A 24,175-nucleotide genomic window follows, 5' to 3' on the forward strand; every position below is an offset into this window, starting at 1 on the left:
TAGGAATCATTCCCTTAATTCTGTAGGCGACGTGCTATTTTAGACTCACAACACCAATGAGTATAATCACTTAAAGGTGATTTGCTTTTTGGGAGGTGAATATCTGAAAAAATTTAAAATTCCTATACTTTAGCGTAACATAACTAAACTAGATTTTTAGCTAACTTCCAGACTAAATTTCAAATTTTATAGCTGTTTACAGACAAGCTTTATATCAAGCAGTTTGAATGGGAAATAAATTAACAAGGAGAAGAATAAATCCATGTATAAAGCCAGGGGTTTCCATAAATAATTCTTTTTCTGGGAGAAAAGCGATTTGGATAGCACAAGTAGTCCAACATAGCAAACATTTCTTAGATCTTTTTTGCAGATAATTGAGCATCGGATTCCCTGAGGAAAACTTTGCGCTGGCACTGGGTTATCTTAAAATGAGTAAAGGATATGTAAACTTTCGTAACCTAAGTCAGAGTCCACCCATCCATGACCCCAGCCACCTCCCTGTTCACCCCTGTGGAAGCAGACCTGCGGATACTAGCAGATAACCTCACACAGCTAGTTGGAAATCGCCACCCCATCCTCTATGCAGCAGCCGAACATTTGTTTGGAGCCGGGGGTAAGCGTATCAGACCAGCAATTGTGCTGCTAATATCACGGGCAACCATGCTAAAACAAGATATTACGCCCCGTCATCGTCGCCTAGCAGAGATTACGGAAATGATCCACACAGCCAGCTTGGTACACGATGATGTAGTGGATGAGTCCGACGTACGCCGTGGTGTACCTACCGTTCATAGTTTGTTTGGTAATCGCATTGCCGTACTAGCAGGAGATTTTCTCTTTGCTCAGTCGTCCTGGTATTTAGCAAATCTGGATAACTTAGATGTAGTCAAACTGCTTTCAGAAGTGATCATGGATTTTGCATCTGGGGAGATCCAACAAGGGTTAAATCGTTTTGACACTAATCTGGCGACGGAAACTTACCTGAAAAAGAGTTATTACAAAACAGCCTCATTAATTGCTAACAGTTCTAAAGCAGCGGGATTACTTAGCGAAGTTTCCCCTGAGAGTGCCGAAAATTTGTATAACTACGGTAAGCATATTGGTCTGGCATTCCAAATAGTAGATGATATTCTAGATTTCACTAGTTCTACAGATACTTTAGGTAAACCAGCCGGATCGGATCTGAAAAGCGGTAATCTAACTGCACCAGTATTATTTGCCTTAGAGGAACAACCTTATCTAGAAGTGCTGATTGAAAGAGAGTTTGCCCAAGAAGGAGATTTAGAGCAGGCACTAGGGCTGATTTCAGATAGCCAAGGCATACATAGAGCTAGAGAATTAGCTGCTCATCATGCGAAGGTGGCAGCTGAACATATCGCCATCCTAGAACCCTCCGATTCACTACAAGCATTAATTAGTATGACTGATTATGTACTGAGTCGGCTCTATTAGCGACTGGGGAACGGGGACTGGGAAGAAGCATCTTAACCCAATACCCAATACCTTCAAGCAATATCAGGAGGCACCTGCCTATTAGATCTGTTTTGTTGCAAATGCTGCTGAATCAAGTTTTGCAATTCAGTCCTCTCCACTTCATTAGCGTTACTGGTTGTTCCAGGAGTCTCAAAAAAAACTATACTATCTACTGGCTCTAATGCAACCAATTGAAACAAAATGTGAATGACAGGAATGGCTTTAGCTATTGTTTGAGGGTGAAGCCCAACAGATGAGAACAAGGAGACATCCTGTAATCTAGGAAAAGCGTACACCACTCGCTTCTCTAACTCTGGATTTGCCTTGTTACTTAATGTAGTTAAAATCCAACTTTCCTGTAAATTTTGGAGAATATAGTACTGGGGGTAGCGTAACCTTTGAGCGATCGTTCTCAGAGCAGGGGCAATTGTGTCCAAAATTTTTGGTGTCATACCATCCTGAGGTGCATTGTCAATCAGCAATTGAATTTGTGCTTCTAAATCTGTCATGACTTATCAATGGCTCCTGAGTAATCTCCAAAATATTAAATCAGGGAATAGGAAACAGGGACAACTGACAGGCAAAACCTATCAAGCTAACACCCATAACCTTCCCGGTTGTGTTTAAGTATGTTAGGGTCTTTTTAAAATTCAGACTATGAATTCAGCCGCAACCGCAACTACTCAGGGAGACAAGTCTATCGGCGTGGAGGTTATATTTCAATTCCTATTGAAAGAACTACAGCAGTCAACCAAGGCTACAGAAAAAAATTGTCGCAGTGTATCATTACGAATTGCTGGTGAAGTACTGCGAATTTGTAATGAGAGTAAACGCATTCAAGCTTCCGGTGAAATAGAAAGCTCCGCAATGACCCTAGCCCGACATCGTCTGCAACAATGTCTCCGATACTATCAGTTGGGTTCCAATCGGGGCAGAGTAGAGTTACATAGTACTCTCAGTGCAATCATTTATCGCTATATTAATCCTCCTCAGAAGCAATTGAGCTATCAAGGGCGGCTGACTATCATCGAAGATTTTCTTCAGAGTTTTTATCTGGAGGCATTGAATGCTTTCCGCAGGGAGAATCAACAAGAACCTACCTATCGCCCTCAAACCCTCCTAGAATTAGCCGAGTACATGGCCTTTACCGAGCGCTATGGTAAACGCCGTATTCCCTTACCAGGAAGACAACAACAGCTAATTATCTTGCGAGCGCAAACCTTCTCACAACAGCAACCTCCGGAAACTACCGTAGATATAGAAAAAGCTTCTGAAGGCAGTAGTGGTGAATTTGATGGATCTTGGGAAGAGCCAGCCATACAACAATTGCGATCAGCAATGGCAATGCAACCAGAACCAGAATTAGAAGAAGACACTCTGCGTTCAGTTGTGATTACGGAATTAATGGATTATTTAGAGCAACGGCAACAATCAGACTGTGCCGATTATTTCTCCCTCCGTCTCCAGGACTTATCAGCGCCGGAAATAGAATCAATTTTAGGTTTAACCCCGCGTCAGCGGGATTACTTGCAGCAGCGCTTTAAATATCATTTAATTCGTTTTGCACTTTTGCATCGTTGGGAATTAGTTCATGAATGGTTAGAAGCTTCTTTACCCACTAATTTAGGCTTGACTCCTCATCAATGGCAAGTCTACACAGCACAATTGGATGATCAACATCGGTCTTTACTGGATTTGAAGCAACAAGGAGAATCAGACGAAACAATTGCCAAAACCTTAGACTTATCAATGGCACAACTGCAAAAACGATGGTTTAAGATTTTGGAACAAGCTTGGGAAATTCGTAACTCATTAGTGTCCGGATCTAGTGCATCTACCCATGAATAGTGACTCACAACCTTTACAATACGAGTTGCTCGATTAGTTGTTGGCAGATAATGTCAAACCGGCGAGTATCCCTCAGTAGAGTATGAGAAAATTGATGGGTTAGAAGACCCTCTCAAGGAAGCCGCTACATAAAGTGGTGAGCCAGAGTTGGGAGGAAAACCCCAAACCTTTCAACTAGGAGAAATTCCTACTGTGCAAGAACGTTTTCAAGCCGTCCTCAAGCGTCGGTTACAAGTCGAAATCCAAAACCACCCACCTTTATTCCCTTGGGAAAGCCAATTAATAGATTATCCCGAATTTGTGGAAGAGCCATCGATTGCCTTAGTTCCTGCCTGGGGGTGGTTGGCACAGCAATCGAAACTCAATCTGCCAGTTTCTTTACCAGAAAAGATTTTCCAGCAATTGATGGAAAAGTGTCAGTTATTACTGGCATCTTCTCTACCCTTAGGACCTAAACTGGTTCAGGCTGTAGAGAGCTTTTTTCCTGAAGATCATCAGTTAATAAATGATGTGGCTGGCTTGGTACTCAGAAGTGCTTATCGTTCTGTAGATGTTTTAGAGACAATACCCAATATTCAGAGGGATTACTCAGATTTACAACCACGTCAACAAATGGCGTTGTCGTTAATGGCAGCTAAACAACTGCTAGAAAATCTGACTTTGCCTATTTCTTTCACCAATCCGGTGATAGAAAAACAATGGCAAACTACTGCTGGAACTCTAAGTATCAGAGTAGAATTACAGTCTCTGGGTAAGCTCACGAAGTTACGTGTTCACAGTGAATTACCCACTCAAGGGGTTTTGAAGCTTCAGGGCAATGGGACTCAAGCAGTCTCACAATCAGGAGATTCAAATAAAACCAGTGTGGAATTATACTGCAAGCGTACTAGCGGGACTTATACTCTGGAAATTGAATGCCCAGAACTAGAACAACAACCCTTACTATTGGCCATTAATCTCACAATGTAATTTCAATTACCACTGCTAGCACTCTCAATTGATAAACAGCGATCGCAAAAGATTATAATCCTGGTTTTCAAGCTTACTCCTCTTTGTCAACAATAGTAATTAGGGCATCTATTAAGAAGTAACTATGAGCGGGACACTTGCAAAAATACGTAGATTTCCTTAGATGCCCCAGGGGAGTCTAAAGATAGGATAGGGTAGGGCTAAAATTGAAGACAAGGTAATCAGTTTTCGTTTTTAGCATTGTGTCCGTAGCGTCTACATCATAGTTTTACTTACTTAAAAATGTTAAATTTATCCAGGATGAATCGGTTTTGGCGCTTACCTGTGGGTGATTACTGGCGACAAACTAGACGAAGGTCGTCTTTAGCCGAAGTGGAAGATTCAATCCCCTTACGGGTGCTGGTGCTAGCACTGGTAATTTTAGGGACTGTGGCGACGGATATTGCCTCTGAGACTACCTTTAGTTTTTGGGCAGTGCCTCTGAGTATAGTGGGTGCTATTTGGAGTCATTACCGTCGCCGCAATGCTAATATTCCTGTCAAATTCTGTATTGCTATAGGAATGTTGGTGGCACTAGGTGCTTTTTTTGGGCGGTTTATCGGTGAATGGAATGATACAAGGCTAAGTCTTGCAGAATTACTGATTCAACTTCAGGTGCTACACAGCTATGATACTCCTCGCCGCAAGGATTTGGGTTATTCAATAGTTATCGGCTTAATATTATTAGGTGTAGCCGCAACATTAAGTCAAACTATGGTTTTTGCTCCTGTGTTGCTGTTATTTTTAGGCGTGGCTTTGCCAACTTTAGTTCTAGACTACCGCTCACGCTTAGGTTTAAAGCCATCCAAAAAAGAAAAAATTGTTAAGAAGAATTCTTCAAGCTTCAATTTTAAATTTTTAGTTGTAAATTTTTTGGTAATTTTGGGGCTGGGACTGGGAATTTTTGCTGTTTTACCAAGGGTTCCTGGTTATCAGCTACGTTCGTTTCCTGTAAGTGCGCCCATTGAATTAAAAGGGCCATTTACAGGGCGCAATATCAATAATCCCGGTTATGTTCGCCAAGGTAATAGTCAAGGTAATGGTAGCGGCACGGGAGAAGGAAGAAATGGTGAAGCAGGAAAGATAGATAATAATTTTTATTACGGTTTTAATAGTCAGATGAACCAAAACCTACGGGGAGAAATGAAACCCAAGGTGGTGATGCGGGTTAGATCCCAAGCTGAAGGTTTTTGGCGAGTTCTGGCTTTTGATCGCTATACAGGCAAGGGATGGGAGATTTCTCGTAATGAGCGAGTTACTACTCTTAAGCAATTGCCTTGGTCTTACAAAATTTCCCTTGATCTGCCAATCATTAGAACTCCAACCAAAGAAGTAGTACAAACTTATAACGTAGTATCAGATTTACCTAACCTGATTCCCACTCTGTCTTATCCCAAAGAAATGTATTTTCCGGGGCCTGTGATCGCAGTTGATACCGAAGGGGGTTTGCGATCGCCTGTGCAATTATCAGAAGGGATGACATACACGGTACTTTCAGAAGTACCCTACCGCGATCGCACTTTGTTAGGTAAAGCCTCGACTAAATATCCCCGCAGTATAAAGAATTATTACCTGCAAATTCCCCCAGAAATTAGCGATAAAGTCCGACAAAAAACTGAAGAAATTCTGGCTAACTATAATCGTGAACGGGTTTCTCGAACTGAAGACACTAGAACCCTAAATTCAGCTTACGAAAAAGCACTTTACCTAGCTCAATACCTCAAGCAAAATTACTCTGTCCCTGAAAATCCCTTCGGACTACCTTATTTAGAGAAAAAAGATGACCTGGTAGAATCGTTTTTGTTCAAAAATCAAGGAGGCTATCCAGACCACTTTTCTACTGTACTGACTGTGATGTTGCGTTCTATAGGCATTCCCGCACGATTAGTAGCAGGATTTGCTCCAGGAGAGTTTAATCCATTTACAGGAATGTATGTTGTCCGTAACACGGATGCTTATGCCATGACGGAAGTTTATTTTCCTAAATATGGCTGGTTCAGTTTTGACCCAATTCCCAATCATCCGTTAATTCCTCCGTCAATTGAGGAAGATCGGACTTTTAGCGTCCTACGTCAGTTTTGGAATTGGGTAGCTGGTTGGCTACCTTCACCCGTTACAGGGTTACTGAATAATGTATTTGGGACAATATTTAGCTGGTTCGTTAGAGCGATCGCTTGGTTTTTAGCTTTATTTTCTCAAGGTTGGTTAGGGGTATTCACTGGCTTAATTGTAGGGACAACCACAGCGTTTTTAGGTTGGCTGGGTTGGGTACAGTGGCGAAAATGGCTTAATCTTCGTTGGTTAAAAAAATTGCCCCCAATGGAAAGCCTGTATCAACAAATGCTACAATGGACAGCCGAAAAGGGTTTGGCTAAACATCCAGCCCAGACACCTCTGGAATACGCCCAAGTGTCATATCAACAACATCCTAGAGAAACTGCTCAGGTGATAGATGAAATTTGTCAAGCGTATGTTAGTTGGCGTTACGGTGGTCATACTCCTAACTGGAAACAATTACAACAAAGATGGCAAGAATTGAACAAGACGAAGAGCGCTAGGTGATTTAGTTTTCAGGCAGATTTCTATTAGAGTGTTCCAAACAATAAATGATCCATAACTTGTAATTAGGAGTTGCTGAATAAAACCAAGACCCCTATAAATCAAAGGTTTGAGGCTGATAAACAGGAAAAAAAGTGCAAAGATATAGTGTCTACAGGATGAAAAACCTTGCACTTTTGTGGAGTTCAAGAGATGGAAAAGAAGTTTTCATATCGCCTCCAGCATAGCTGCCTTCTGCCTCCTGCCTCCAAGCCCATGACTTACGTCACGCTGCGCGAACACGAGAAGACTTTCTCAGCAAGCCCTAATTAGCCTACGGCAAGGCTACACCTACGCAATGACAATTGGGCATTTTTTTAGTTGGAATACTCTTATGTTTAATATGGAAAACTACCACTTGACCTTCCCACAGTTTTGCACAGCATGTTCAACTTGATATTCTTTTAATCTTTGCTTGCCGGTTTCATCTAAATAACGTGCTTTAAAATTAATAACTATAGCATCACCAGAATTAAATCCAAATATACGATCTAAAAAGTCAGGTGGAGGCAGATCGTAAACCCCACCAGGATTGATAGAGCAGCAGTCGGGATTTTCTTTAATATATTCATCAAAGTCTTTATACCTGATGTAATCATAAAACTTTTCTTTTTGTCCTGGAATTGTTGCAAATATTTTGTTTCGGTGATTTTGAAAATCGAAAGCTCCTTGGATTTTCTCGTAATCACTTAAGTAGGGTTTGCTGAAAAAGTCTTTTCGTGTTCGCGTAGCGTGACGTAAGTCATGGGCTAGGAGTCAGGAGTCAGGAGTCAGGAGGAAGAATAAGAAGGAGGTAAGAATAGTCTCGAATCTGTAAAAGTGATAGGTAAATGAACGATTTCAACGCCTATTCCTGGCACCTGATTCATCCTTTTGAACCCTGAAAGTGATAGGTAAATGAACGATTTCAACGCCTATTCCTGGCACCTGATTCATCCTTTTGAACCCTGAAAGTGTTAATATATAAAGGTTTTTGGTTTATATGCCTAACGGCACGCTCCGCGAACAGCAAGCCCTAAGTATCGCATCTTGGCAAAGCATAACCCTGAATAATTAAACCCAAAGTATGCGACTAAAACGGTTAAGGGCATTCCGATGAAAAGGAAAATCCATACTGGAAAAGTACGGTATATCATTGTATTTTTAGGAATTTACATGAATTTTAGTCAATGCATTTTCAAGTCAAATCTAGCTACTATCTAAAACATTTAGATGAGTTGATAATTGCCCATACAAATAAAATTGGTGAGGTCATTTTTTGTTAAATTTGCCATTGTAAATCTCCAATATTTTTATTTTTGAGACAGATTCGGCTAGATCATGGGATAATTCAGAGTCAGTAAGTGCGCTCATCGCACCATAGAGTATAGTTCCCCGTTCCACGAGCAAATGAGCGTAGCGATACTTATTTATCTACGTGAGAGAGTATCAAAGCAATATTCTATTATCTCCCATGAGTATAATTTCGCATATATCTTTAGAAGGATTTTTAGGAAAATTAGCTGATAAATAGCTAAAAAAAAGCAGTTGTTATTAAAAAACTTAATTTATCAAGACTTTAAGCGTTGTAACTACGATTCTTTAGGTATAACATTGAAATAAGTTTCTAATAAGCTTTTTCTAGCGCATTTAGCGTCAGTTTTTTATGGACATTCAATTAATCAACATAGGTTTTGGCAACATCGTGTCCGCCAATCGAGTAGTTGCCATTGTCAGTCCAGAGTCTGCCCCAATTAAGCGGATTATTACCGATGCCAGAGATAGAGGTCAATTGGTTGACGCAACCTATGGTCGCCGGACTAGGGCTGTAATTATAACTGATTCCAGTCACGTAATTTTATCAGCGATTCAGCCGGAAACGGTAGCAAATCGCTTTGTTATTTCCCGTGACCATCAGACTGTAGATAATTAACATTAGGTGGGTAATCAACCCACCTCTATTTGCACTATATTGGCCGTACCATGTGAATTAGACAAATTTTCTGTCACCAGTGCTACACATTTCTTAGTCCCAGCTTGCCCTCGCAAGTAACACAAGACTAATTAATAACATCTATTGATTAATTCACAAGTTGAACGGATAATGCAAGTCTTACCAATACATAGTGGTGCTACTACCAAAGAATGCCAGCCTCCAGGCAAGCTGATTGTTTTGACAGGCCCTAGTGGAGTTGGCAAAGGTACTTTAATGCAAACGCTCCTCCAGCGTCATCCAGAACTGTATTATTCAGTATCTGTAACGACTCGTTCTCCGCGCCCTGGAGAAACAAACGGTAAAAACTATTACTTTATTAGCCGCAGCAAGTTTGAACAATTAGTTGCTCAAGGGGAATTCTTGGAATGGGCAGAATTTGCTGGTAACTATTATGGCACTCCTCGTGCCACAGTGCTTGACCACATTCAATCTGGTAAGTTAGTAGTGCTAGAAATTGAGCTAGAAGGGGCAAGACAAATTCGTGCTTCCTTTCCTAGCGCCCTCAGCATTTTTATTTTGCCACCGACATTTTCAGAATTGGAGAAACGAATACGTGGACGGGGACAAGATTCAGAAGAATCTATAGTTCGTCGTCTGCACCGCGCCCAAACAGAAATTAAAGCCGCAGATGAATTTGATATTCAAATCGTCAATAACGACTTTGAAACCGCTGTAAATCAAATTGAAGCGGTCTTATTTGGATAATTAGCAGTTTAACAACACACCTATTTTTTATTTATGGGTAATAGGTAAAAGCAACAAATAACGGAACAATTACCTATTACCCATGATTCAGAAATCAAACTAACCGACTAGACCTTGAATGATGCCCAAGTTGCCAGTTAAAAAGTAAGCAACGACTGCACCACCAATACCACCAATTAAGAAAGCACTAGCAAAATTATTCCAGCTTTCCTTAGAATTAAAAGCATCTACAGGAGGGTTGGGAACAGTAACGCTGGCAAGTGCTTTAGCCGGATTGCTATTGGCATACAAGGATAGACAGGCTGTGAGAATTACAACCAAGCCAATACTACCCAGTAAACCCGCTAAGTTAGCATTCGGAGCATCCCGCAGTGGACCCAATTTAGCAAATGGACCAAACAGCAAGTAACCATGAGCCATGCCAACTTCTAGTCCCCGTCTAAAAGGAGTTAGACCTAGACGATAAGCAGGCAAATTGTTGATAAACCACTTCACCAAAGGAGAAGAATTAATTGGGGTTTCTAGGTTTCCATCCTGTGGATCACGTCCAGCAGGTCTAACTGTCTCCCGGTTTCTAGGATCACTGGGGAGATTTTTTGATGCGTTTACTGCTTGTGCCATGTTTTATGTTGCCTCTAAATGAGAATCGTGGCATTTATTTTAGTTGTCAGTAAACAGTTATTCAGTTAGCAGAGTATTTACTGATAACTGTTTACTGATTTAAATCACATTTTCACCCTATGGTAGGGGGTGGAAAAGTAAGTCAGGGAAAAAGCGGTTAAATTCAATCAAAATGCCTGCTGTGATTGTCAGCCAAATGGTTGCTGCCACAGGTGCTGTAGAGAGAAATTTAACGAAGTAGCTTGATTGATCGCTTTTTTCAGCCATGAATTTAGTCTCCAAAACAAGTAAATGAGTACAGATGAATTAGCGGGGAGAAACAGTAATTTCTGAATCCTTAGCTGTTAGTTCACCTGAGAGAAATTCTTTAAGTGCAGCTGCTGGCCAAGCAAAGCCCGAAGAAATAATGGGTAGTGCGATGCCAAGATCGATTTGAATTTCCTTTTGTTCAGAATCAGATCCCTTGCTGACCGCTTGCAAATAGGCGCGACCAACCCAACCTATCCAACCAGCAATATAGAGGAAAAGGATACTGGGGATCAAAAAGTCGCCAGCACGATCAAGGCGGCCATCGACAATCAAGTGAGGATAACCCTCAGGTCCACACAGGGCTTGAGAATAGCGCTCAAACCGCTTTTTCCCTGATTCAGGGTCAGCAGTGGTGTTACGGGCATTTTGTGCTAGTGCTTGAAATGCGGGAGAGTCTTTACAAGGGACAAGGTTAGCTCCCAGGGCTTGGGCTTGAGGAGCAAAATTGAACCAAAGACCAATCGCTAAAATCAAAGCAAACAATCGTCGCATGGAGTTGTTTCCTTTTATTACAAAACAAGAAGTTCTTTGTACAAAACGAAGCGGCTTGTACAGTGTTTAATTTGGATAACTAGCAAGTCATCATACTCTTGGCCGGGAACCGAGTAAAGTTTAAGTAAATAAAAGTTAAAGCTTCTCAACGAAAAGATAGGGAACAGGCAACAGGCAAGAGTTACAATATATTACTTTTTACCACTCCCTAGTCCCCAGTCCCTATGCCAACCGTTTTAGCAATCGAAACTAGTTGTGATGAAACTGCCGTCGCCATTGTGAACAATCGTCAGGTGTACAGCAGTATCATAGCCTCGCAAATTCCCGTCCATCAGCAGTATGGTGGAGTTGTGCCAGAGGTAGCATCCCGCCAGCATTTAGAAACGCTCAATCAAGAAATAGCGCAAGCCATGGAGCAAAGCCATAGAGATTGGGGGCAAATTGATGGCATCGCTGCCACTTGTGCGCCTGGTCTTGTAGGAGCGCTGTTGGTGGGGTTAACAGCGGCCAAAACTCTGGCGATGGTACATAAAAAACCATTTTTGGGGGTTCATCACCTCGAAGGCCATATCTACGCGACTTACTTGAGCGAGTCAACTTTAGACCCCCCATTTCTTAGCTTACTCGTTTCAGGCGGACATACAAGCTTGATTTATGTAAAGGATTGTGGTAGTTACGAAACGCTGGGAGAAACCCGTGATGATGCTGCGGGTGAAGCCTTTGATAAAGTGGCACGATTGTTAAAGTTGGGTTATCCCGGCGGTCCAGTAATTGACAAACTCGCCCAAACAGGAGATCCCCAAGCCTTTGCACTACCAGAAGGGAAAATTTCTCTACCGGGTGGGGGTTATCATCCCTATGATGGGAGTTTTAGTGGTTTAAAGACAGCAGTGTTGCGGTTAGTGCAGCAGTTAGAGAAAGAGGGGAGAGAAGTACCGTTGGCAGATGTAGCGGCCAGCTTTCAGGAAACTATAGCGCGATCGCTAACCAAAAGAGCGCTCGCTTGCGCCCGTGACTATGGTCTAAGTACGATTGCAGTGGGTGGTGGCGTAGCTGCAAATAGTGGGCTAAGAAAATACTTACAAGCTGCCGCTGCCGAGCATAATATCCGCGTCCTTTTCCCCCCCTTGAAATATTGTACAGACAACGCCGCCATGATAGGATGCGCCGCATCTGATCATCTATCTCGTGGTCACACCTCTGCCCTCACATTAGGGGTTCATTCTCGCCTACCCCTAAGCCAAGTTATGAATTTATATGAACATTAATTACAATGAAATGAAGACGCAAAGATGGGGAGACGAGGAGACACGAGGACGCGGGGACGGAGCGGAATGACCAATCAGCCATTACCCATTACCAATGACCGGATATGATGGGCAACTGCATCCGGCTGCTCTAACATTGCCAGGTGTCCACAATCAGGAATTTCAATCACATTATCGCCAACGTATTGAAAAAGTGGATGAAAACTCGCTAAATGGCGTACATACTTGGGTTCCATCACCTTGTCATCAGCACCAGCTAAAAAATAAACCGGCTGTTTTAGTTGTGACACTAACTGTGGTAAACGGTTAACTTCTTCCTCAGTAGTAGATTCTAAAAGTGTTCCCAGAGAAGCTTCTGGATCAGCTACAAGGAAATCAATTACCCGCTGTCGCGCCCAAAAGCGCTCCAAAGGACGTGCTACACTCGCTCTCGTAAACAGTAAATCAATCAAAGGAACTTGGGAGAGCCAACGTGGGCGGACTTGTAAAAATTTCTGACCAGCGGATCGGAATTGCTCAAATGCCTCTTTAAGATAAATTCCACCACCAGCATTAATACAAATGACTCCCTGCACACAATCAGGTAGTTGAGCGGCTGTCCATAGGGCAATAGTGCCTCCCAAAGAATGACCAATTAGCCAAACACTGGAAATATTCAGTTGTTCCAGAAGAACTGCTAAATCCTGAGCATAAGCAGAGGGAGAATATAAAAAATCGAAAGGAGAGCTAATCACACTAGGATCGCTGGAATTGAGGTTCAAATCAGTTTCTGCGCGATTCAAATCTAATTTCGCCTGAGACGATGATTCTCCAAACCCCCGCAAATCATAAGACAAGCACTGCAAATCAACTGATAGGCGAGAAATCACAGGTTGCCAGTATCCACGGCTATTTAGCCAACCGTGGATAAACACTAAAGCATGGGGGCAAGAGGTGGGAGCCGTTAGCTCGTATGCGTGTGGAACGCCTAAGATTTCTATTGTTGCCATACCTATATCGTACCCCTAAGAGCGGGTGCGACTAAATACGGAGAGGGAAAGACAAATTCAAAGTCAAAATTTTGAATTTTGAATTTTGAATTTGCTCTACTCATCGACCGAGTAACCTCTGTCGCACTCCTTCAGCAATTTTGTTACCCAGATATTCAGGAATCAGGCTTTCATTAGGCCCCAACAAGTAGAGTATCAGCCTTGTCCGTCCGCGCCAAACCAGCAAATTGGCATTGACTACCAGCAAGTCTTCTTGCCAGATACCGTACATGACCTTATAAAATAATCCTGGTTGATTATCGGCTTCAATGACTAGGGCGGGAAGATGAAAAACTGGATCAACATAGAACTCGGTTTGTACCTGTTCTAAACCGGCATTTAGGTTAAATTCTACCGCCAGCATTTCTTCGACCTCAAACCGACTTCCCAAAGCCTCACGAATGGCACGGCAAACATTCTCTGCTGTTTTTTCAGTCAAGGCTTTGCTGCCACGGGACACTAGCAGTTTGATAAACACTAACATGGGTGGTCGGATCTGACCATATAAACTCAGACCGTGGATAGTCAACCCATAGGCAGCCAGCACACCAAAAATATCGCTGAGGAGAAATGACTGATTCCGATACGCGAAATGCAGGGCGCTTTTATTACCCTCCGGCTTCATCTCTATAACTGCGCGTCTAGTTTTATATAAACGATATGCAAGGCGCAAATTTTGCAGTTGAATTTCACTACTAACAAATTGCTCATAAAATTGGGGAAACGCTCGGTTGAAGCGCTTTAGGAGTTCCAGTGTCGAGGATTTTAAACCAGAAGTCATTTTTGGCGGTAAGACTTACGTGCTTTCTTAAAACTAAAGCTAAAAACTGTATGATTTACTACTTCTGTCTCATATCCTTCCGTTTTGACGGCTTGAACATAAGCTTTACATAATAACCGGAATAGTGGATGAAGTTAGGTATCATACCAGCTACAACCGAAAAATCTACATATTTACATAATTGATGTAAGCATTCTACATTCTTTAAAAATCCTCGTTTCTTAGGAGCAACTGCACTGGCTGCACTTCCACCCGCAATGAATGAAAGAAACAAAATCTTTTTGAGTACATTACTCCCAACTTTACACCTCCATACTCGGTACTCGGTACTGTTTCTTGAAAGCAGGGGGTGTCAAAATGTAGTATCTTGATTTTAGTGGATCAAGAAATCAACCACATAAAAAAACCAGTAGCCGAGAGGCAGTGCATCTTCAAGAAAAATCTCCAGTGCTTTAGCTAGGGGAGTGTGAAAACAAAATGCTAAAGTTAAAAATGATTGGTGTGAAACATACAATAAGTGGCTGTTAACATTTCTAATGCCCGAAACGCTCAAAAAATTTTCAGTGTATGGGAATAAGGTAGTAACGGTTGTGTTAGGTGTGAATCAACACTCTCAATAAGTGGAAACCAATTCAGTCATCTTAACCGAACCACGTTGGCATGGGTTTTTGGAAAACTTGGTTTAGTGCTTCTGAATCTGTAGCGACAAATAAAACAACTGCATTTGAAGAGAATACATCTGAAAATGGAGGCAACTCCAGCGCAGGTAACGATAATATCGTTTTCAGCACCGAGCGAGATATTGACCTGTATGAACTAGAAGAACTCTGTGATGCAGTTGGTTGGTCGCGTCGCCCTCTGAGAAAAGTAAAAAAAGCCATTGAACATAGTTTCCTCGTCGCTTCCATGTGGCAAGTGCGAGGAAATAAAAGAAGGTTGATTGGTTTTGCTCGTGCTACCTCAGATCACGCTTTTAATGCCACTATCTGGGATGTGGTAGTTCACCCAGACTTCCAAGGTCAAGGGCTGGGCAAGACATTGATGAAATATGTCCTCAAAAAATTGAGAAGTGAAGAGATTAGCAATGTTACTCTCTTCGCTGACCCCCATGTGGTAGATTTTTACCGAACAATGGGGTTTATGCCTGATCCAGAAGGTATTAAAGGGATGTTTTGGTATCCTCGCTAATCCTTAATTGGAAAGAAAACTGCTTGCGACTGTAAAATTCAGCTATGATGTCTAAGATGTGATACTATAGATTAGCTGAGTCGAAAACCAGTCGTATAGCTGGTGCAAATGAAAACTCTTATTTAGGAACTAATATTATTTTTCCTGGGTAAGAGGGTTTGCAATAAGTTTGAAGTATGATATGATGATAGAAGTGCTTGAGTTAAACATAATGAAAGTTGTGTGATGCAAAAGTGACTTTTCCGGGATGTAGCGCAGCTTGGTAGCGCGCCTGCTTTGGGAGCAGGATGCCGCAGGTTCAAATCCTGTCATCCCGATTTGTAAGCACATATTTTAGCAGTGGCATTTTTTACTTTGTATGTATTAGGATTTAGGCAGATGAAAAAATATCCTACTTGATATAAAGTAATAATGCCTAATTTTCGTATACCTGGAAGCGATCGCAATTGGAACGATTTATTTATTCATAGCGTCACCAATAAGTGAGAAAAACAATAAAATAGCATTGTTCTGATCAAGAGTCCGGGATATAACACCCCGCTTGAGAAGAAATATAATAGGCGAATACAGCATTTCGTAGTGAATGGCAAGGCAATAAAAAAATTAGCTAAATCTACTAGTTATTTACCTATAAAATAGCTTGATAGATAACTGAGACTATTTGTTGCTGTATAAATTCCCACATTTTTGGGCTTGTCTAAGTTAATTCAACTATTGATATTGAAGTGAGGAGTAATTATGAAATCATTAGTTCGCTGGGGAGCAACCTTAGGTTTAGTAGGGAGTACATTTTTCTTAAGTGTTGTTGGCCTCAGTCTTCCTGTGCAGGCATTATCAGAACAACAAATAAAAGACAAATTAGACTCAGTACCTGTTTACTTAATTACCAATGATAAAGGTCTACCCCTGAGCCGTAATTTACCCGATGGTCAGAATGGTCAAAAAGGTGGCTCAGTAACGGGTGTATATATGAGCCGACAAGAAGCTTTGGCTTTTATCAAAGAACTGCGGAATGCCAAAAATAAAGACCCTAAACTGGAGGACATGGCAAAGAAACTACAAGTCACAGCTGTTCCTTTAGGTGTAATTTATCAACAATTGCAACAAAGCAAAAACCAGCCAAATCGCCTTTTATTTGCTTTTAAGCCTGTAGATCAAGAACTGAAAGGGGCTTTAGACTTGCTACGTGCCAGTGGTCAAAAAATAGATCAGTTTAAGAGCGTACCAGTTTTCGCAGTCAGATTTGCACCGGATAAAGGGTATGTACCTATTCAACTGGGTACTGAGAAACAGCAAACTATTCCTCTATTCTTGAGTAAACAAGATGCACAAGGTTTATTGAACCAAGTGAAGCCAAAGTTTCCTACGGCTGATATTCAAGTTATAGATGTAGATGGGGTGATTAAAACTTTAAAAGATAAAAACGATTCGTGGTTAAACCAAGTGGTCTTGGTTCCATCTCCAGAATCTAGAGAATATATCAAGACTTTGCCCAGAGATAATGCTCCCAAGCCGAAAACTTTACCTTCCAAGCAGCCATAAGAAGGATGGAGAACCAACAGCCAAAGGTCATTTCTGGTGTAGAAATTTGGCAATGGCGCAATATTGCAATTCAGACTGCGATCGCTCATGATGTCTCACCGCTAGAAGTAGATTGGCTGTTACAGGAAATAGCTGGATTAGACCGTTTGGCACTGCGTTTGGAGTCTTTCAAAGCATGGAATCACATCCAGATGCAGTTGTCTTTGGAAGAGTTAGACCAGTTGTGGCAAAGACGCTTATATGATCGCTTGCCAGTACAGTATATTGCTGGCGTTACACCTTGGCGACTGTTTAAACTCGCAGTGTCAAGTGCGGTTTTAATTCCTAGACCAGAAACAGAGATGTTGATTGATTTGGCTGTGGCCGCTGCTAACCAATGTAAAGACGTTCCATGGAACGTCTCTACACAGCAACATTGGGCGGATTTGGGTACTGGTAGTGGTGCGATCGCGCTGGGACTAGCTGAGGTATTGACAAATGCCACAATTCATGCAGTTGATTTGAGTGCAGAAGCATTGGCCGTTGCTAAAACTAATGCTGAAAATTTGGGTTTTGGGGAACGGATTAAATTTTATCAAGGTTCTTGGTGGCAACCCCTAGAATCGCTGAAAGGTCAGTTTAGCGGGATGGTATCAAATCCGCCATATATCCCTAGTGATACTGTAATGACTTTACAACCGGAAGTGGTTAAACATGAACCCCATTTAGCGTTAGATGGTGGCTTTGATGGTTTAGATTATATCCGTCATTTAATCGCCATTTCACCTCAGTATTTGCGTCCGGGTGGGGTGTGGTTGATTGAAATGATGGCGGGACAAGCAGATATAGTAAGAGAATTATTAGAAAATAACGGTAATTATTATAATATTTCTATTCATGCTGATTTAGCAGGAATTGAACGTTTTGCTGTAGCTTATATAAAAATGTCTGATTCTGACAAAAAAGATAATTACACTCATTTCATCCTGTAAATCCTCAAATCCTGGAAATCCTGATTCTGACAACGTGATTTAAAAGGTAGGAGTAAAGCACATTGCTAAATCCCTACTCCTGGAGAAAAACTACATTTATGAATGTTTCCCTAGAAGTCCTGATCAACTCTGCAAAAGCTGGAAAATTAATCAGCTTACCCACAGATACTGTACCTGCACTAGCTACCATACCTGAACAAGCAGAATTGATTTATGCTGCTAAACAACGCAGTTTAGATAAACCTTTGATTTTAATGGCTGCTAAAGCTGAAGATTTGTGGGATTATGTTCAAGGTAGCGAAATTGAATATCAAATCTGGCAAAAAGTTGTCAATCAATATTGGCCTGGGGCGTTGACTTTGGTTTTACCAGCCAGTGATAAAATTCCTAAAGTCATGAATCCTCATGATCCAACGACTATGGGAATTAGAGTACCAAATCATCAAGTTGCTCAAACTATTTTGGCACAAACTGGACCAATGGCTACAACTAGCGTCAATTTATCAGGACAACCTGCTTTAGAAAATCGAACTGAAATTAACATTCATTTTCCAGAGGTTCTCACTTTAGAATCTACAGAATACAAAGGCTTGGGAATACCTTCTACTGTTGTTAAATGGACAGGGAAGAATTGGCTGATTTTGCGACAAGGTTCTATTAAATTGGATCAGAATTAGAATTAAAATTATAAAATAATGAATTTTATTAATTGGTTATATCTAGGAATAGGAATAGGATTAGGAATAGGCTTTTGTAGATTATTTCTACAGTCTTCCAAATCTACAACCGCTCCTTCTGCAAATGCTCCACAACAGCAAGAAACCCAACTTTTGCAACAATTGAAGCAAAGCCAACTGGCCTACGAAATGGCGCAAGAAATGAGCCAGTTTAAAGCGGGTTTTTTAGCCAGGACTAGCCATGAATTGCGATCGCCCTTGAATGGTTTAATTGGGTTACATCAGTTAATTTTGAACGATTTGTGCGAAAATCCAGCAGAAGAACGGGAGTTTGTAGCTCAAGCTTATGAGCGATCGCTAAAATTGCTGAAAATGATTGATGAAATTCTTAGTATTGCCCGAACAGAACATGGGACAAACAAATTAGATATTCAGCCTATACAGCTAACTGAAGTTTTGCAGGAAGTTCATAAATTAACTTATATGCTGGCGGCCAATCGTAATTATCCCTTTACTGTGACGCTGCCAGAACCGGAAATTTACGTTTTAGCAGATAAGCGCTGGCTACGCCAAATATTGCTAAATTTAATAGACACGACAATTTCTCAGATGGAAGAAGGCAGTATGTGTCTTTCTACTCAGATTCTACCTAAAAATAATTGCGTTCATATTTGCCTAGATATTCCAAATCATGCTGCAATTTGGAGTGAGAAAATAGACTTAATGACATCTGAACACAAAACAAAGCAAGAAAATATTAATATTTCATCGGGAATGAAGCTTTTACTAAATCAACAACTATTAGAAGTAATGGGAGGAAAAATAGAAATTATCCCCGCTCCCACCACCCAAAAAGCAACACAGGATTTGACTAGGTTACAAATATCTATGCCCCTAGTGACTTCTGAATCTGAATTTCTTCAATTGCAATAGAAGCAAAATTAGATTGATTGTATAGCACCATCGTAGTTGTACTATTAGTTTGAAAACCAATCTTTTCGTAAAATGCCTGTTGATTAGTAGTCATCAGATAAACGCGCTCTACCTGCATTCGTGGATGAGTCAAAATGGTTTCTACTAATTTAATTCCCAGTCCATTGCCTTGATACTCTGGATGAATGACAACATCCCAAATTGTAGCGCGATAGATGCCATCGGAAGTAGCTCTAGCAAAGCCAATTAATCGCTCTCCATCCCACACAGAAATAACTGGGTCACTGTTGGCAATAGCTATGCCTAAATCCTCAATACTACGCCCTTTTGCCCAGAAAGCGGCAATATTAAACAGATTCTGGAGTTGGTAAAGATCAATTTCTGAAGAGCGAGCGCTTGTATGCTCTCTAAAATGAATTTGAGAATATTTCATGTTTAGACACCCAAATTATGGTATGATCTAGACTTTTGTTATGTCATATTTAGCTTAAAATACTTAAAGCTGTATATGTATATGCAACTCAAAAAATGAAAATACTGCTTACAGTAGGTTACTTTCACAAAATCAAAAAAACTCCCTCCTCTTACCTGTTCTCTGTATTCCCTATTCACTGACAAACCCACTTCCAGAGAGGATGAGTAGGACCCTGCTGACGGATGCGACAAACTTGTGTTTCTAAGCGTTGCTTTTCCTGTAGTGGTAATCCCAAAAGAATATTCCGACTTTGCCAAACTAAAACAGAAATAGTTATGGCAATACAAAAGGATAAACCTAGAGTAGCTAGTGGATGAAAAGCGAGTCCATATCGCACTGCTACCCAAGTAAAATATTGTTGCCACAAAGCCATTTCTGCACGTAAATCCCATAAGCAAACTGGTGCAATCAGGAGCCACGAACCGCCAGCAAATAACCACCTGCCATACACTGTTAATTGGTGTAACCTTTGTACTTGGCGAATAAAAGAAGCGTCAGATTTTTCTAAGCTTGAGTCATTAATTAGTGGTTCTTCCTGTTGAGCCATAGGACAAGAAAATTACAATATAGCAGGAAGCACAGAATCCAGAAGGAGTAAGGGGAATTTTCCTAATTACGAATTACGAATTACGAATTACGAATTATTTTAATCCCATTTTGAACTAATTCCTGAGTTAACTATCCTGGGAACTAACAGATGTATTAATTGCTTCAAGTGTAGATGTTTCTGTGCGCTCTCGCCACCAAGTTAGAAGCGTACTGGCGATAAAAATACTGGAATAAGCCCCCATAATAAAGCCAATAATTAGAGCCAAAGAGAAATTATGCAGCGTTTCTCCACCAAATAGGAAAATAGCAGATAATGTCAACAGTGTTGTTAAGGTAGTGTTGATTGACCGAGACAAAGTTTGGTTGACAGCATCATCAACAATTTCCGCAATTGGACGTTCGGGATTGAGTTTAAGAGTTTCACGAATCCGGTCATAAATTACCACCGTATCGTTAACTGAAAAACCTGTGATGGTAAGCAACGCGACGATAAAGAGACTATCTACTTCTGTACCTGCAACTAAGCCCAAAATTGAGAATACACCGACAGTGACTAAAATATCGTGAAATAGAGCCACAATCGCAAACAGGGCATAGTCCCACTGAAACCGGAAAGCCATGTAGATAGTAATACCCAAAAAGGAAACTATCAGAGCTAAGATACCCGACCTAAATAGCTCTTTTCCTAGTGTTGCACCTACAGAGTCAATTTGGTTTTTTTGAGGGTCGAAAGCACCGATTTTTTCGCTTAAGGCGTTTTGCAACTTAGTACGCTGTTCTGTTTCCAAGTTCTTGGTGCGAATGGTAATGCCATTTTCTTTACCATTTTCGGAAATTAATTGGATGCTACTATCTCCAAGTCCCTGTGATTTAGCGACTTCTCGAACGGCGTTGATATCTATTGGTTGGTCACAGTTATTAGGTGGACTACAGTCTCGGACTAGCTGTAATCGCGTCCCACCGATAAAATCTAAACTAGGGCGTAGGGGTGCTTTGATAGCTGGTGTTTGCCAAGAAATCACCATTGAGATGATACCGCTAAGAATGATAGCAGCCGAAATAGTCCACCAGAGTGATCGCGATTTGTTAATACTTAGTTTCATTGAGCTACCTCCACTTTATTCACTTTTGGCACATTAGGACTGTAAAGTTCTGTTTTCCGCCAAGAGGGAATGGAAATAGCCAAAAACATGAATGTGCGACTACAGGTAATGGCTGTAAACATACTCACTGCTACCCCTAAAGCTAAAGTGAGAGCAAAGCCTTTTACTAATCCTGAACCCAGCCAAAATAATGCGGCACAAGCAATCCAGGTGGTGACATTACTATCTAAAATGCTGGAAAAAGCCCTGTAAAAACCCGATTCTACAGAACGATATAAAGATTTACCTGCTTGCAATTCTTCCCTTGTCCGTTCAAAAATTAACACGTTAGCATCTACAGCCATACCAATACTGAGAATAAAACCAGCAATTCCCGGTAAGGTGAGGGTGACACCCAATAAACAAAAAGTAGCCCAAGTAAGTAGGGAGTAAATCACTAGTGAGACATTCGCTATCATTCCTGGTAGTCTATAGTACAAGACCATAAATATTAATACTAAAATCAGACCACCGATACCAGCGTATATGCTGCGTTGAATACTGTCTTTACCTAGAGTTGCTCCTACTGTCCGTCTTTCAGCAATTTCTACAGGTACTGGTAACGCGCCACCTCGTAACTGCACACCTAAATTGTTCGCTTCTTCGGCTTGAAACCGACCTGTAATCACCGCAGAACCGCCTGTAATCCCTGTTGTGGCAAATTCTATACCAACGCTGGGAGAACTAATCAGTTCATTGTCAAGAAAAATACCGATGCCGCGTCCAGTCCCAGCTAGGGTTTTAGTCAAGTCAGCAAAGAGTTTACCACCCTGTTCATCAAAACGAATGGCAACATTCCAACTATCACCTTGAGTGGGTTCACCGTAGGCATCTTTGAGGTATTTACCTGTGAGTGGTGGGTTGGTGCTTTCAAATAATTCCGCAAGTGCTTGATTACTGTTGTTTAAATCTTCCTGATTTTTGGTAATTGCTGCTTTATCATCGCTCTTTCTCAACTCTTCTTGTTTAGCTTTGAATTCAGATCGTGATACTTGCAGCGCATACACTTGAGTTTCTGTATTCGGTTTTTGAATCTTAAATTCTAACTGGGCTGTACCCCCTAGTACCCGTTCTGCTTGTTCTGGGTCATTCACTCCAGGCAGTTGTACTAAGATTTTATCTGTACCCACAGTTTGAATTACCGGTTCCGAAACGCCTAAACCATTAATCCGTCCTTCGACGACTTTCTTCACGGCCTCCAATTCTCTTTCGGTGATTTGCTTAATTTCCGCTGTTGGTTTCACCTGAATTGTAAGCTGTGAGCCGCCCCGCAAGTCCAATCCCAAGGGTACGGGAATTGTCGCAATCACCGCAATAGCGGCGATGACCAAAACTATAATCAACGCTAATAGCGATCGCTGTCTTTGCATACTATCACTCACAACTGACAAATGCTATAATAGCGTTCTTTGATCGCGTTATGAGTAGAAGTTTGGACTGGTGATGGGTAATAGTTTTTAACCAATCCCCAGTCCCCAATTCACTAAACTCGTAAAGCTACCATTTTTTGGACTGCTTCAACGATTTGCTCTGGTTGAATAATTGTTAGGCGTTCCAGATTACCGTTGTAAGGTGTGGGTATATCTTGGGAAGAAAGCCGCAGTACAGGTGCATCTAATTCATCAAACAAGCGATCGTTGATAGAAGCGGTTAGTTCTGCGCCAATACCCCCTGTTCTCATGCACTCTTCCACAATCACTACACGGTGGGTTTTTCGTATCGATGCGCCAATGGTATCAAAATCAAGGGGCTTGAGAGATATCAAGTCAATAACTTCTGGATCGTATCCTTGTTTTTCCAAAGTTTTTACGGCTTGCAGTACATGATACCGCATCCGGGAATAAGTCAAAATTGTGACATCTTTACCTTGACGGACTACTTCAGCTTTATCCAGTGGTAGTAAATATTCTGTTTCTGGCAGATTTTCTTTTAAGTTATAAAGCAAAACGTGTTCAAAAAATAACACGGGATTATCATCACGGATTGCGGCTTTAAGCAGTCCTTTGGCGTTGTAAGGTGTGGAACAAGCGACAATCTTTAACCCTGGAACGGCTTGGAAATAAGCTTCTAGTCGCTGAGAATGTTCTGCACCTAGCTGTCTACCTACACCACCGGGGCCACGAATGACCATAGGGATTTTAAAATTACCGCCAGAAGTGTAGCGCAACATACCGGCGTTGTTCGAGATTTGGTTGAAGGCTAAAAGCAAAAAGCCCATATTCATGCCTTCAATGATAGGTCTTAACCCTGTCATTGCGGCTCCTACAGCCAACCCTGTAAAGCTATTTTCGGCAATAGGAGTGTCTAAAACTCTGAGTTCGCCATACTTTTGATATAGGTCTTTGGTTACTTTATAGGAGCCACCGTACTGTCCTACGTCTTCACCAAGAACAAATACGCTGGAATCACGCGCCATTTCTTCATCAATGGCTTCCCGGAGGGCGTTGAAAAATAGTGTTTCTGCCATTTAGACCTTTATTACAATTTATTGTTTTAGAATTTTATCGTGTCATTGTCCCCAATACCGTCAGCGATCGCACTCTTATTGATAACAGATAAGAGGTGAAAGGCTCCCGGAATGAAGATTCCTCA

23 protein-coding genes and 1 tRNA gene are annotated in these 24,175 nt (G+C 41.3%); 13 read left to right on the forward strand and 11 right to left on the reverse strand.

Going from position 1 to position 24,175, the window contains the following annotated elements; genetic code table 11:
- Positions 1-480 precede the first annotated feature (480 nt).
- Positions 481-1,452, forward strand: coding sequence for a solanesyl diphosphate synthase (gene sds, locus H6G59_RS22810; RefSeq protein ID WP_190718884.1), 972 nt, complete (start codon positions 481-483; stop codon positions 1,450-1,452).
- A 53-nt stretch (positions 1,453-1,505) separates the two neighbouring features.
- Here the strand turns inward: sds and H6G59_RS22815 are convergent, their stop codons facing one another.
- Positions 1,506-1,982, reverse strand: a complete 477-nt coding sequence (locus H6G59_RS22815; protein WP_190718887.1) for a hypothetical protein — start codon at positions 1,980-1,982, stop codon at positions 1,506-1,508.
- A gap of 148 nt (positions 1,983-2,130) precedes the next feature.
- Here H6G59_RS22815 and hetZ point away from each other — a divergent pair, with 148 nt between their 5' ends.
- The 5 genes from hetZ (at position 2,131) to gmk (ending at position 9,607) form a co-directional block, all read left to right on the forward strand.
- Complete coding sequence (gene hetZ, locus H6G59_RS22820; RefSeq protein ID WP_190718890.1) at positions 2,131-3,321, forward strand: heterocyst differentiation protein HetZ; 1,191 nt, start codon at positions 2,131-2,133, stop codon at positions 3,319-3,321.
- 147 nt (positions 3,322-3,468) lie between these two features.
- Positions 3,469-4,290, forward strand: coding sequence for a PatU (locus H6G59_RS22825; protein ID WP_190718894.1), 822 nt, complete (start codon positions 3,469-3,471; stop codon positions 4,288-4,290).
- Positions 4,291-4,590: 300 nt separating this feature from the next.
- On the forward strand, positions 4,591-6,891 hold the full coding sequence (locus H6G59_RS22830; protein ID WP_190718896.1) for a transglutaminase TgpA family protein: 2,301 nt from the start codon (positions 4,591-4,593) through the stop codon (positions 6,889-6,891).
- A 1,681-nt stretch (positions 6,892-8,572) separates the two neighbouring features.
- Entirely contained in the window at positions 8,573-8,839 is a 267-nt protein-coding gene (remA, locus tag H6G59_RS22835; protein WP_016949896.1) for an extracellular matrix/biofilm regulator RemA, read from the forward strand.
- Between the two features lie 171 nt (positions 8,840-9,010).
- Positions 9,011-9,607, forward strand: a complete 597-nt coding sequence (gene gmk / locus H6G59_RS22840; protein WP_190718899.1) for a guanylate kinase — start codon at positions 9,011-9,013, stop codon at positions 9,605-9,607.
- Between the two features lie 99 nt (positions 9,608-9,706).
- On the opposite strand, the gene H6G59_RS22845 is transcribed toward gmk, so the two are convergent.
- The 3 genes from H6G59_RS22845 to H6G59_RS22855 all read right to left on the reverse strand — a co-directional run bounded on the left by H6G59_RS22845 (position 9,707) and on the right by H6G59_RS22855 (position 11,029).
- The gene (locus tag H6G59_RS22845; protein ID WP_190718902.1) at positions 9,707-10,228 is read right to left on the reverse strand and encodes a photosystem I reaction center protein subunit XI; all 522 of its coding nucleotides are present in this window, start codon (positions 10,226-10,228) and stop codon (positions 9,707-9,709) included.
- Between the two features lie 117 nt (positions 10,229-10,345).
- Positions 10,346-10,495: a photosystem I reaction center subunit IX gene (psaJ, locus tag H6G59_RS22850; protein ID WP_127055184.1), complete on the reverse strand. Its 150-nt coding sequence runs from the start codon at positions 10,493-10,495 to the stop codon at positions 10,346-10,348.
- 39 nt (positions 10,496-10,534) lie between these two features.
- Positions 10,535-11,029, reverse strand: coding sequence for a photosystem I reaction center subunit III (locus H6G59_RS22855; RefSeq protein ID WP_016949892.1), 495 nt, complete (start codon positions 11,027-11,029; stop codon positions 10,535-10,537).
- A gap of 224 nt (positions 11,030-11,253) precedes the next feature.
- On the opposite strand from H6G59_RS22855, the gene tsaD reads away from it, so the two are divergent.
- Positions 11,254-12,297 (forward strand): tRNA (adenosine(37)-N6)-threonylcarbamoyltransferase complex transferase subunit TsaD, encoded by a 1,044-nt coding sequence (gene tsaD / locus H6G59_RS22860; protein WP_190718904.1) that lies wholly within the window; start codon positions 11,254-11,256, stop codon positions 12,295-12,297.
- Between the two features lie 74 nt (positions 12,298-12,371).
- On the opposite strand, the gene H6G59_RS22865 is transcribed toward tsaD, so the two are convergent.
- The gene (locus H6G59_RS22865; protein ID WP_190718906.1) at positions 12,372-13,286 is read right to left on the reverse strand and encodes an alpha/beta fold hydrolase; all 915 of its coding nucleotides are present in this window, start codon (positions 13,284-13,286) and stop codon (positions 12,372-12,374) included.
- Positions 13,287-13,386: 100 nt separating this feature from the next.
- Complete coding sequence (locus tag H6G59_RS22870; protein ID WP_016949888.1) at positions 13,387-14,106, reverse strand: hypothetical protein; 720 nt, start codon at positions 14,104-14,106, stop codon at positions 13,387-13,389.
- A 660-nt stretch (positions 14,107-14,766) separates the two neighbouring features.
- Between H6G59_RS22870 and H6G59_RS22875 the strand changes: the two genes are divergently transcribed.
- From H6G59_RS22875 to H6G59_RS22900, 6 genes are all read left to right on the forward strand, one after another.
- Complete coding sequence (locus tag H6G59_RS22875; protein WP_190718909.1) at positions 14,767-15,294, forward strand: GNAT family N-acetyltransferase; 528 nt, start codon at positions 14,767-14,769, stop codon at positions 15,292-15,294.
- A gap of 243 nt (positions 15,295-15,537) precedes the next feature.
- Positions 15,538-15,611 (forward strand) — tRNA-Pro (locus H6G59_RS22880).
- A 421-nt stretch (positions 15,612-16,032) separates the two neighbouring features.
- Positions 16,033-16,836, forward strand: a complete 804-nt coding sequence (locus H6G59_RS22885; protein ID WP_190718912.1) for a Tic22 family protein — start codon at positions 16,033-16,035, stop codon at positions 16,834-16,836.
- Positions 16,837-16,841: 5 nt separating this feature from the next.
- Complete coding sequence (prmC, locus tag H6G59_RS22890) at positions 16,842-17,807, forward strand: peptide chain release factor N(5)-glutamine methyltransferase (RefSeq protein ID WP_190718915.1); 966 nt, start codon at positions 16,842-16,844, stop codon at positions 17,805-17,807.
- 98 nt (positions 17,808-17,905) lie between these two features.
- The gene (locus H6G59_RS22895) at positions 17,906-18,484 is read left to right on the forward strand and encodes an L-threonylcarbamoyladenylate synthase (RefSeq protein ID WP_190718918.1); all 579 of its coding nucleotides are present in this window, start codon (positions 17,906-17,908) and stop codon (positions 18,482-18,484) included.
- Between the two features lie 18 nt (positions 18,485-18,502).
- On the forward strand, positions 18,503-19,417 hold the full coding sequence (locus H6G59_RS22900; RefSeq protein ID WP_190718921.1) for a sensor histidine kinase: 915 nt from the start codon (positions 18,503-18,505) through the stop codon (positions 19,415-19,417).
- Here H6G59_RS22900 and H6G59_RS22905 read toward each other — a convergent pair.
- The 5 genes from H6G59_RS22905 to H6G59_RS22925 form a co-directional block, all read right to left on the reverse strand.
- Entirely contained in the window at positions 19,371-19,850 is a 480-nt protein-coding gene (locus H6G59_RS22905) for a GNAT family N-acetyltransferase (protein WP_190718924.1), read from the reverse strand. The two genes, H6G59_RS22900 and H6G59_RS22905, sit on opposite strands and share 47 nt — an antisense overlap.
- A gap of 175 nt (positions 19,851-20,025) precedes the next feature.
- Positions 20,026-20,439 (reverse strand): hypothetical protein, encoded by a 414-nt coding sequence (locus H6G59_RS22910; RefSeq protein WP_190718927.1) that lies wholly within the window; start codon positions 20,437-20,439, stop codon positions 20,026-20,028.
- A gap of 127 nt (positions 20,440-20,566) precedes the next feature.
- The gene (secF, locus tag H6G59_RS22915; RefSeq protein ID WP_190718929.1) at positions 20,567-21,544 is read right to left on the reverse strand and encodes a protein translocase subunit SecF; all 978 of its coding nucleotides are present in this window, start codon (positions 21,542-21,544) and stop codon (positions 20,567-20,569) included.
- Positions 21,541-22,953 (reverse strand): protein translocase subunit SecD, encoded by a 1,413-nt coding sequence (gene secD / locus H6G59_RS22920; RefSeq protein ID WP_190718973.1) that lies wholly within the window; start codon positions 22,951-22,953, stop codon positions 21,541-21,543. The genes secF and secD overlap by 4 nt, the downstream gene beginning before the upstream one ends.
- 113 nt (positions 22,954-23,066) lie before the next feature.
- Positions 23,067-24,050, reverse strand: coding sequence for an alpha-ketoacid dehydrogenase subunit beta (locus tag H6G59_RS22925; protein WP_071189566.1), 984 nt, complete (start codon positions 24,048-24,050; stop codon positions 23,067-23,069).
- Positions 24,051-24,175: the final 125 nt, after the last annotated feature.

Source organism: Anabaena lutea FACHB-196, assembly GCF_014698305.1.
Classification (GTDB): domain Bacteria; phylum Cyanobacteriota; class Cyanobacteriia; order Cyanobacteriales; family Nostocaceae; genus Anabaena; species Anabaena lutea.

Excerpts from the sequence above, each read along its gene's own strand:
- H6G59_RS22845 (WP_190718902.1), bottom strand. The coding sequence starts at position 10,228 with ATGGCACAAGCAGTAAACGCATCAAAAAATCTCCCCAGTGATCCTAGA.
- H6G59_RS22910 (WP_190718927.1), bottom strand. The coding sequence starts at position 20,439 with ATGGCTCAACAGGAAGAACCACTAATTAATGACTCAAGCTTAGAAAAA.
- psaJ (WP_127055184.1), bottom strand. The coding sequence starts at position 10,495 with ATGGCTGAAAAAAGCGATCAATCAAGCTACTTCGTTAAATTTCTCTCT.
- H6G59_RS22875 (WP_190718909.1), top strand. The coding sequence starts at position 14,767 with ATGGGTTTTTGGAAAACTTGGTTTAGTGCTTCTGAATCTGTAGCGACA.
- tsaD (WP_190718904.1), top strand. The coding sequence starts at position 11,254 with ATGCCAACCGTTTTAGCAATCGAAACTAGTTGTGATGAAACTGCCGTC.
- gmk (WP_190718899.1), top strand. The coding sequence starts at position 9,011 with ATGCAAGTCTTACCAATACATAGTGGTGCTACTACCAAAGAATGCCAG.
- H6G59_RS22885 (WP_190718912.1), top strand. The coding sequence starts at position 16,033 with ATGAAATCATTAGTTCGCTGGGGAGCAACCTTAGGTTTAGTAGGGAGT.
- H6G59_RS22830 (WP_190718896.1), top strand. The coding sequence starts at position 4,591 with ATGAATCGGTTTTGGCGCTTACCTGTGGGTGATTACTGGCGACAAACT.
- H6G59_RS22815 (WP_190718887.1), bottom strand. The coding sequence starts at position 1,982 with ATGACAGATTTAGAAGCACAAATTCAATTGCTGATTGACAATGCACCT.
- remA (WP_016949896.1), top strand. The coding sequence starts at position 8,573 with ATGGACATTCAATTAATCAACATAGGTTTTGGCAACATCGTGTCCGCC.
- hetZ (WP_190718890.1), top strand. The coding sequence starts at position 2,131 with ATGAATTCAGCCGCAACCGCAACTACTCAGGGAGACAAGTCTATCGGC.
- H6G59_RS22865 (WP_190718906.1), bottom strand. The coding sequence starts at position 13,286 with ATGGCAACAATAGAAATCTTAGGCGTTCCACACGCATACGAGCTAACG.
- secD (WP_190718973.1), bottom strand. The coding sequence starts at position 22,953 with ATGCAAAGACAGCGATCGCTATTAGCGTTGATTATAGTTTTGGTCATC.
- H6G59_RS22925 (WP_071189566.1), bottom strand. The coding sequence starts at position 24,050 with ATGGCAGAAACACTATTTTTCAACGCCCTCCGGGAAGCCATTGATGAA.
- H6G59_RS22855 (WP_016949892.1), bottom strand. The coding sequence starts at position 11,029 with ATGCGACGATTGTTTGCTTTGATTTTAGCGATTGGTCTTTGGTTCAAT.
- H6G59_RS22905 (WP_190718924.1), bottom strand. The coding sequence starts at position 19,850 with ATGAAATATTCTCAAATTCATTTTAGAGAGCATACAAGCGCTCGCTCT.
- H6G59_RS22895 (WP_190718918.1), top strand. The coding sequence starts at position 17,906 with ATGAATGTTTCCCTAGAAGTCCTGATCAACTCTGCAAAAGCTGGAAAA.
- H6G59_RS22900 (WP_190718921.1), top strand. The coding sequence starts at position 18,503 with ATGAATTTTATTAATTGGTTATATCTAGGAATAGGAATAGGATTAGGA.
- secF (WP_190718929.1), bottom strand. The coding sequence starts at position 21,544 with ATGAAACTAAGTATTAACAAATCGCGATCACTCTGGTGGACTATTTCG.
- sds (WP_190718884.1), top strand. The coding sequence starts at position 481 with ATGACCCCAGCCACCTCCCTGTTCACCCCTGTGGAAGCAGACCTGCGG.
- H6G59_RS22870 (WP_016949888.1), bottom strand. The coding sequence starts at position 14,106 with ATGACTTCTGGTTTAAAATCCTCGACACTGGAACTCCTAAAGCGCTTC.
- prmC (WP_190718915.1), top strand. The coding sequence starts at position 16,842 with ATGGAGAACCAACAGCCAAAGGTCATTTCTGGTGTAGAAATTTGGCAA.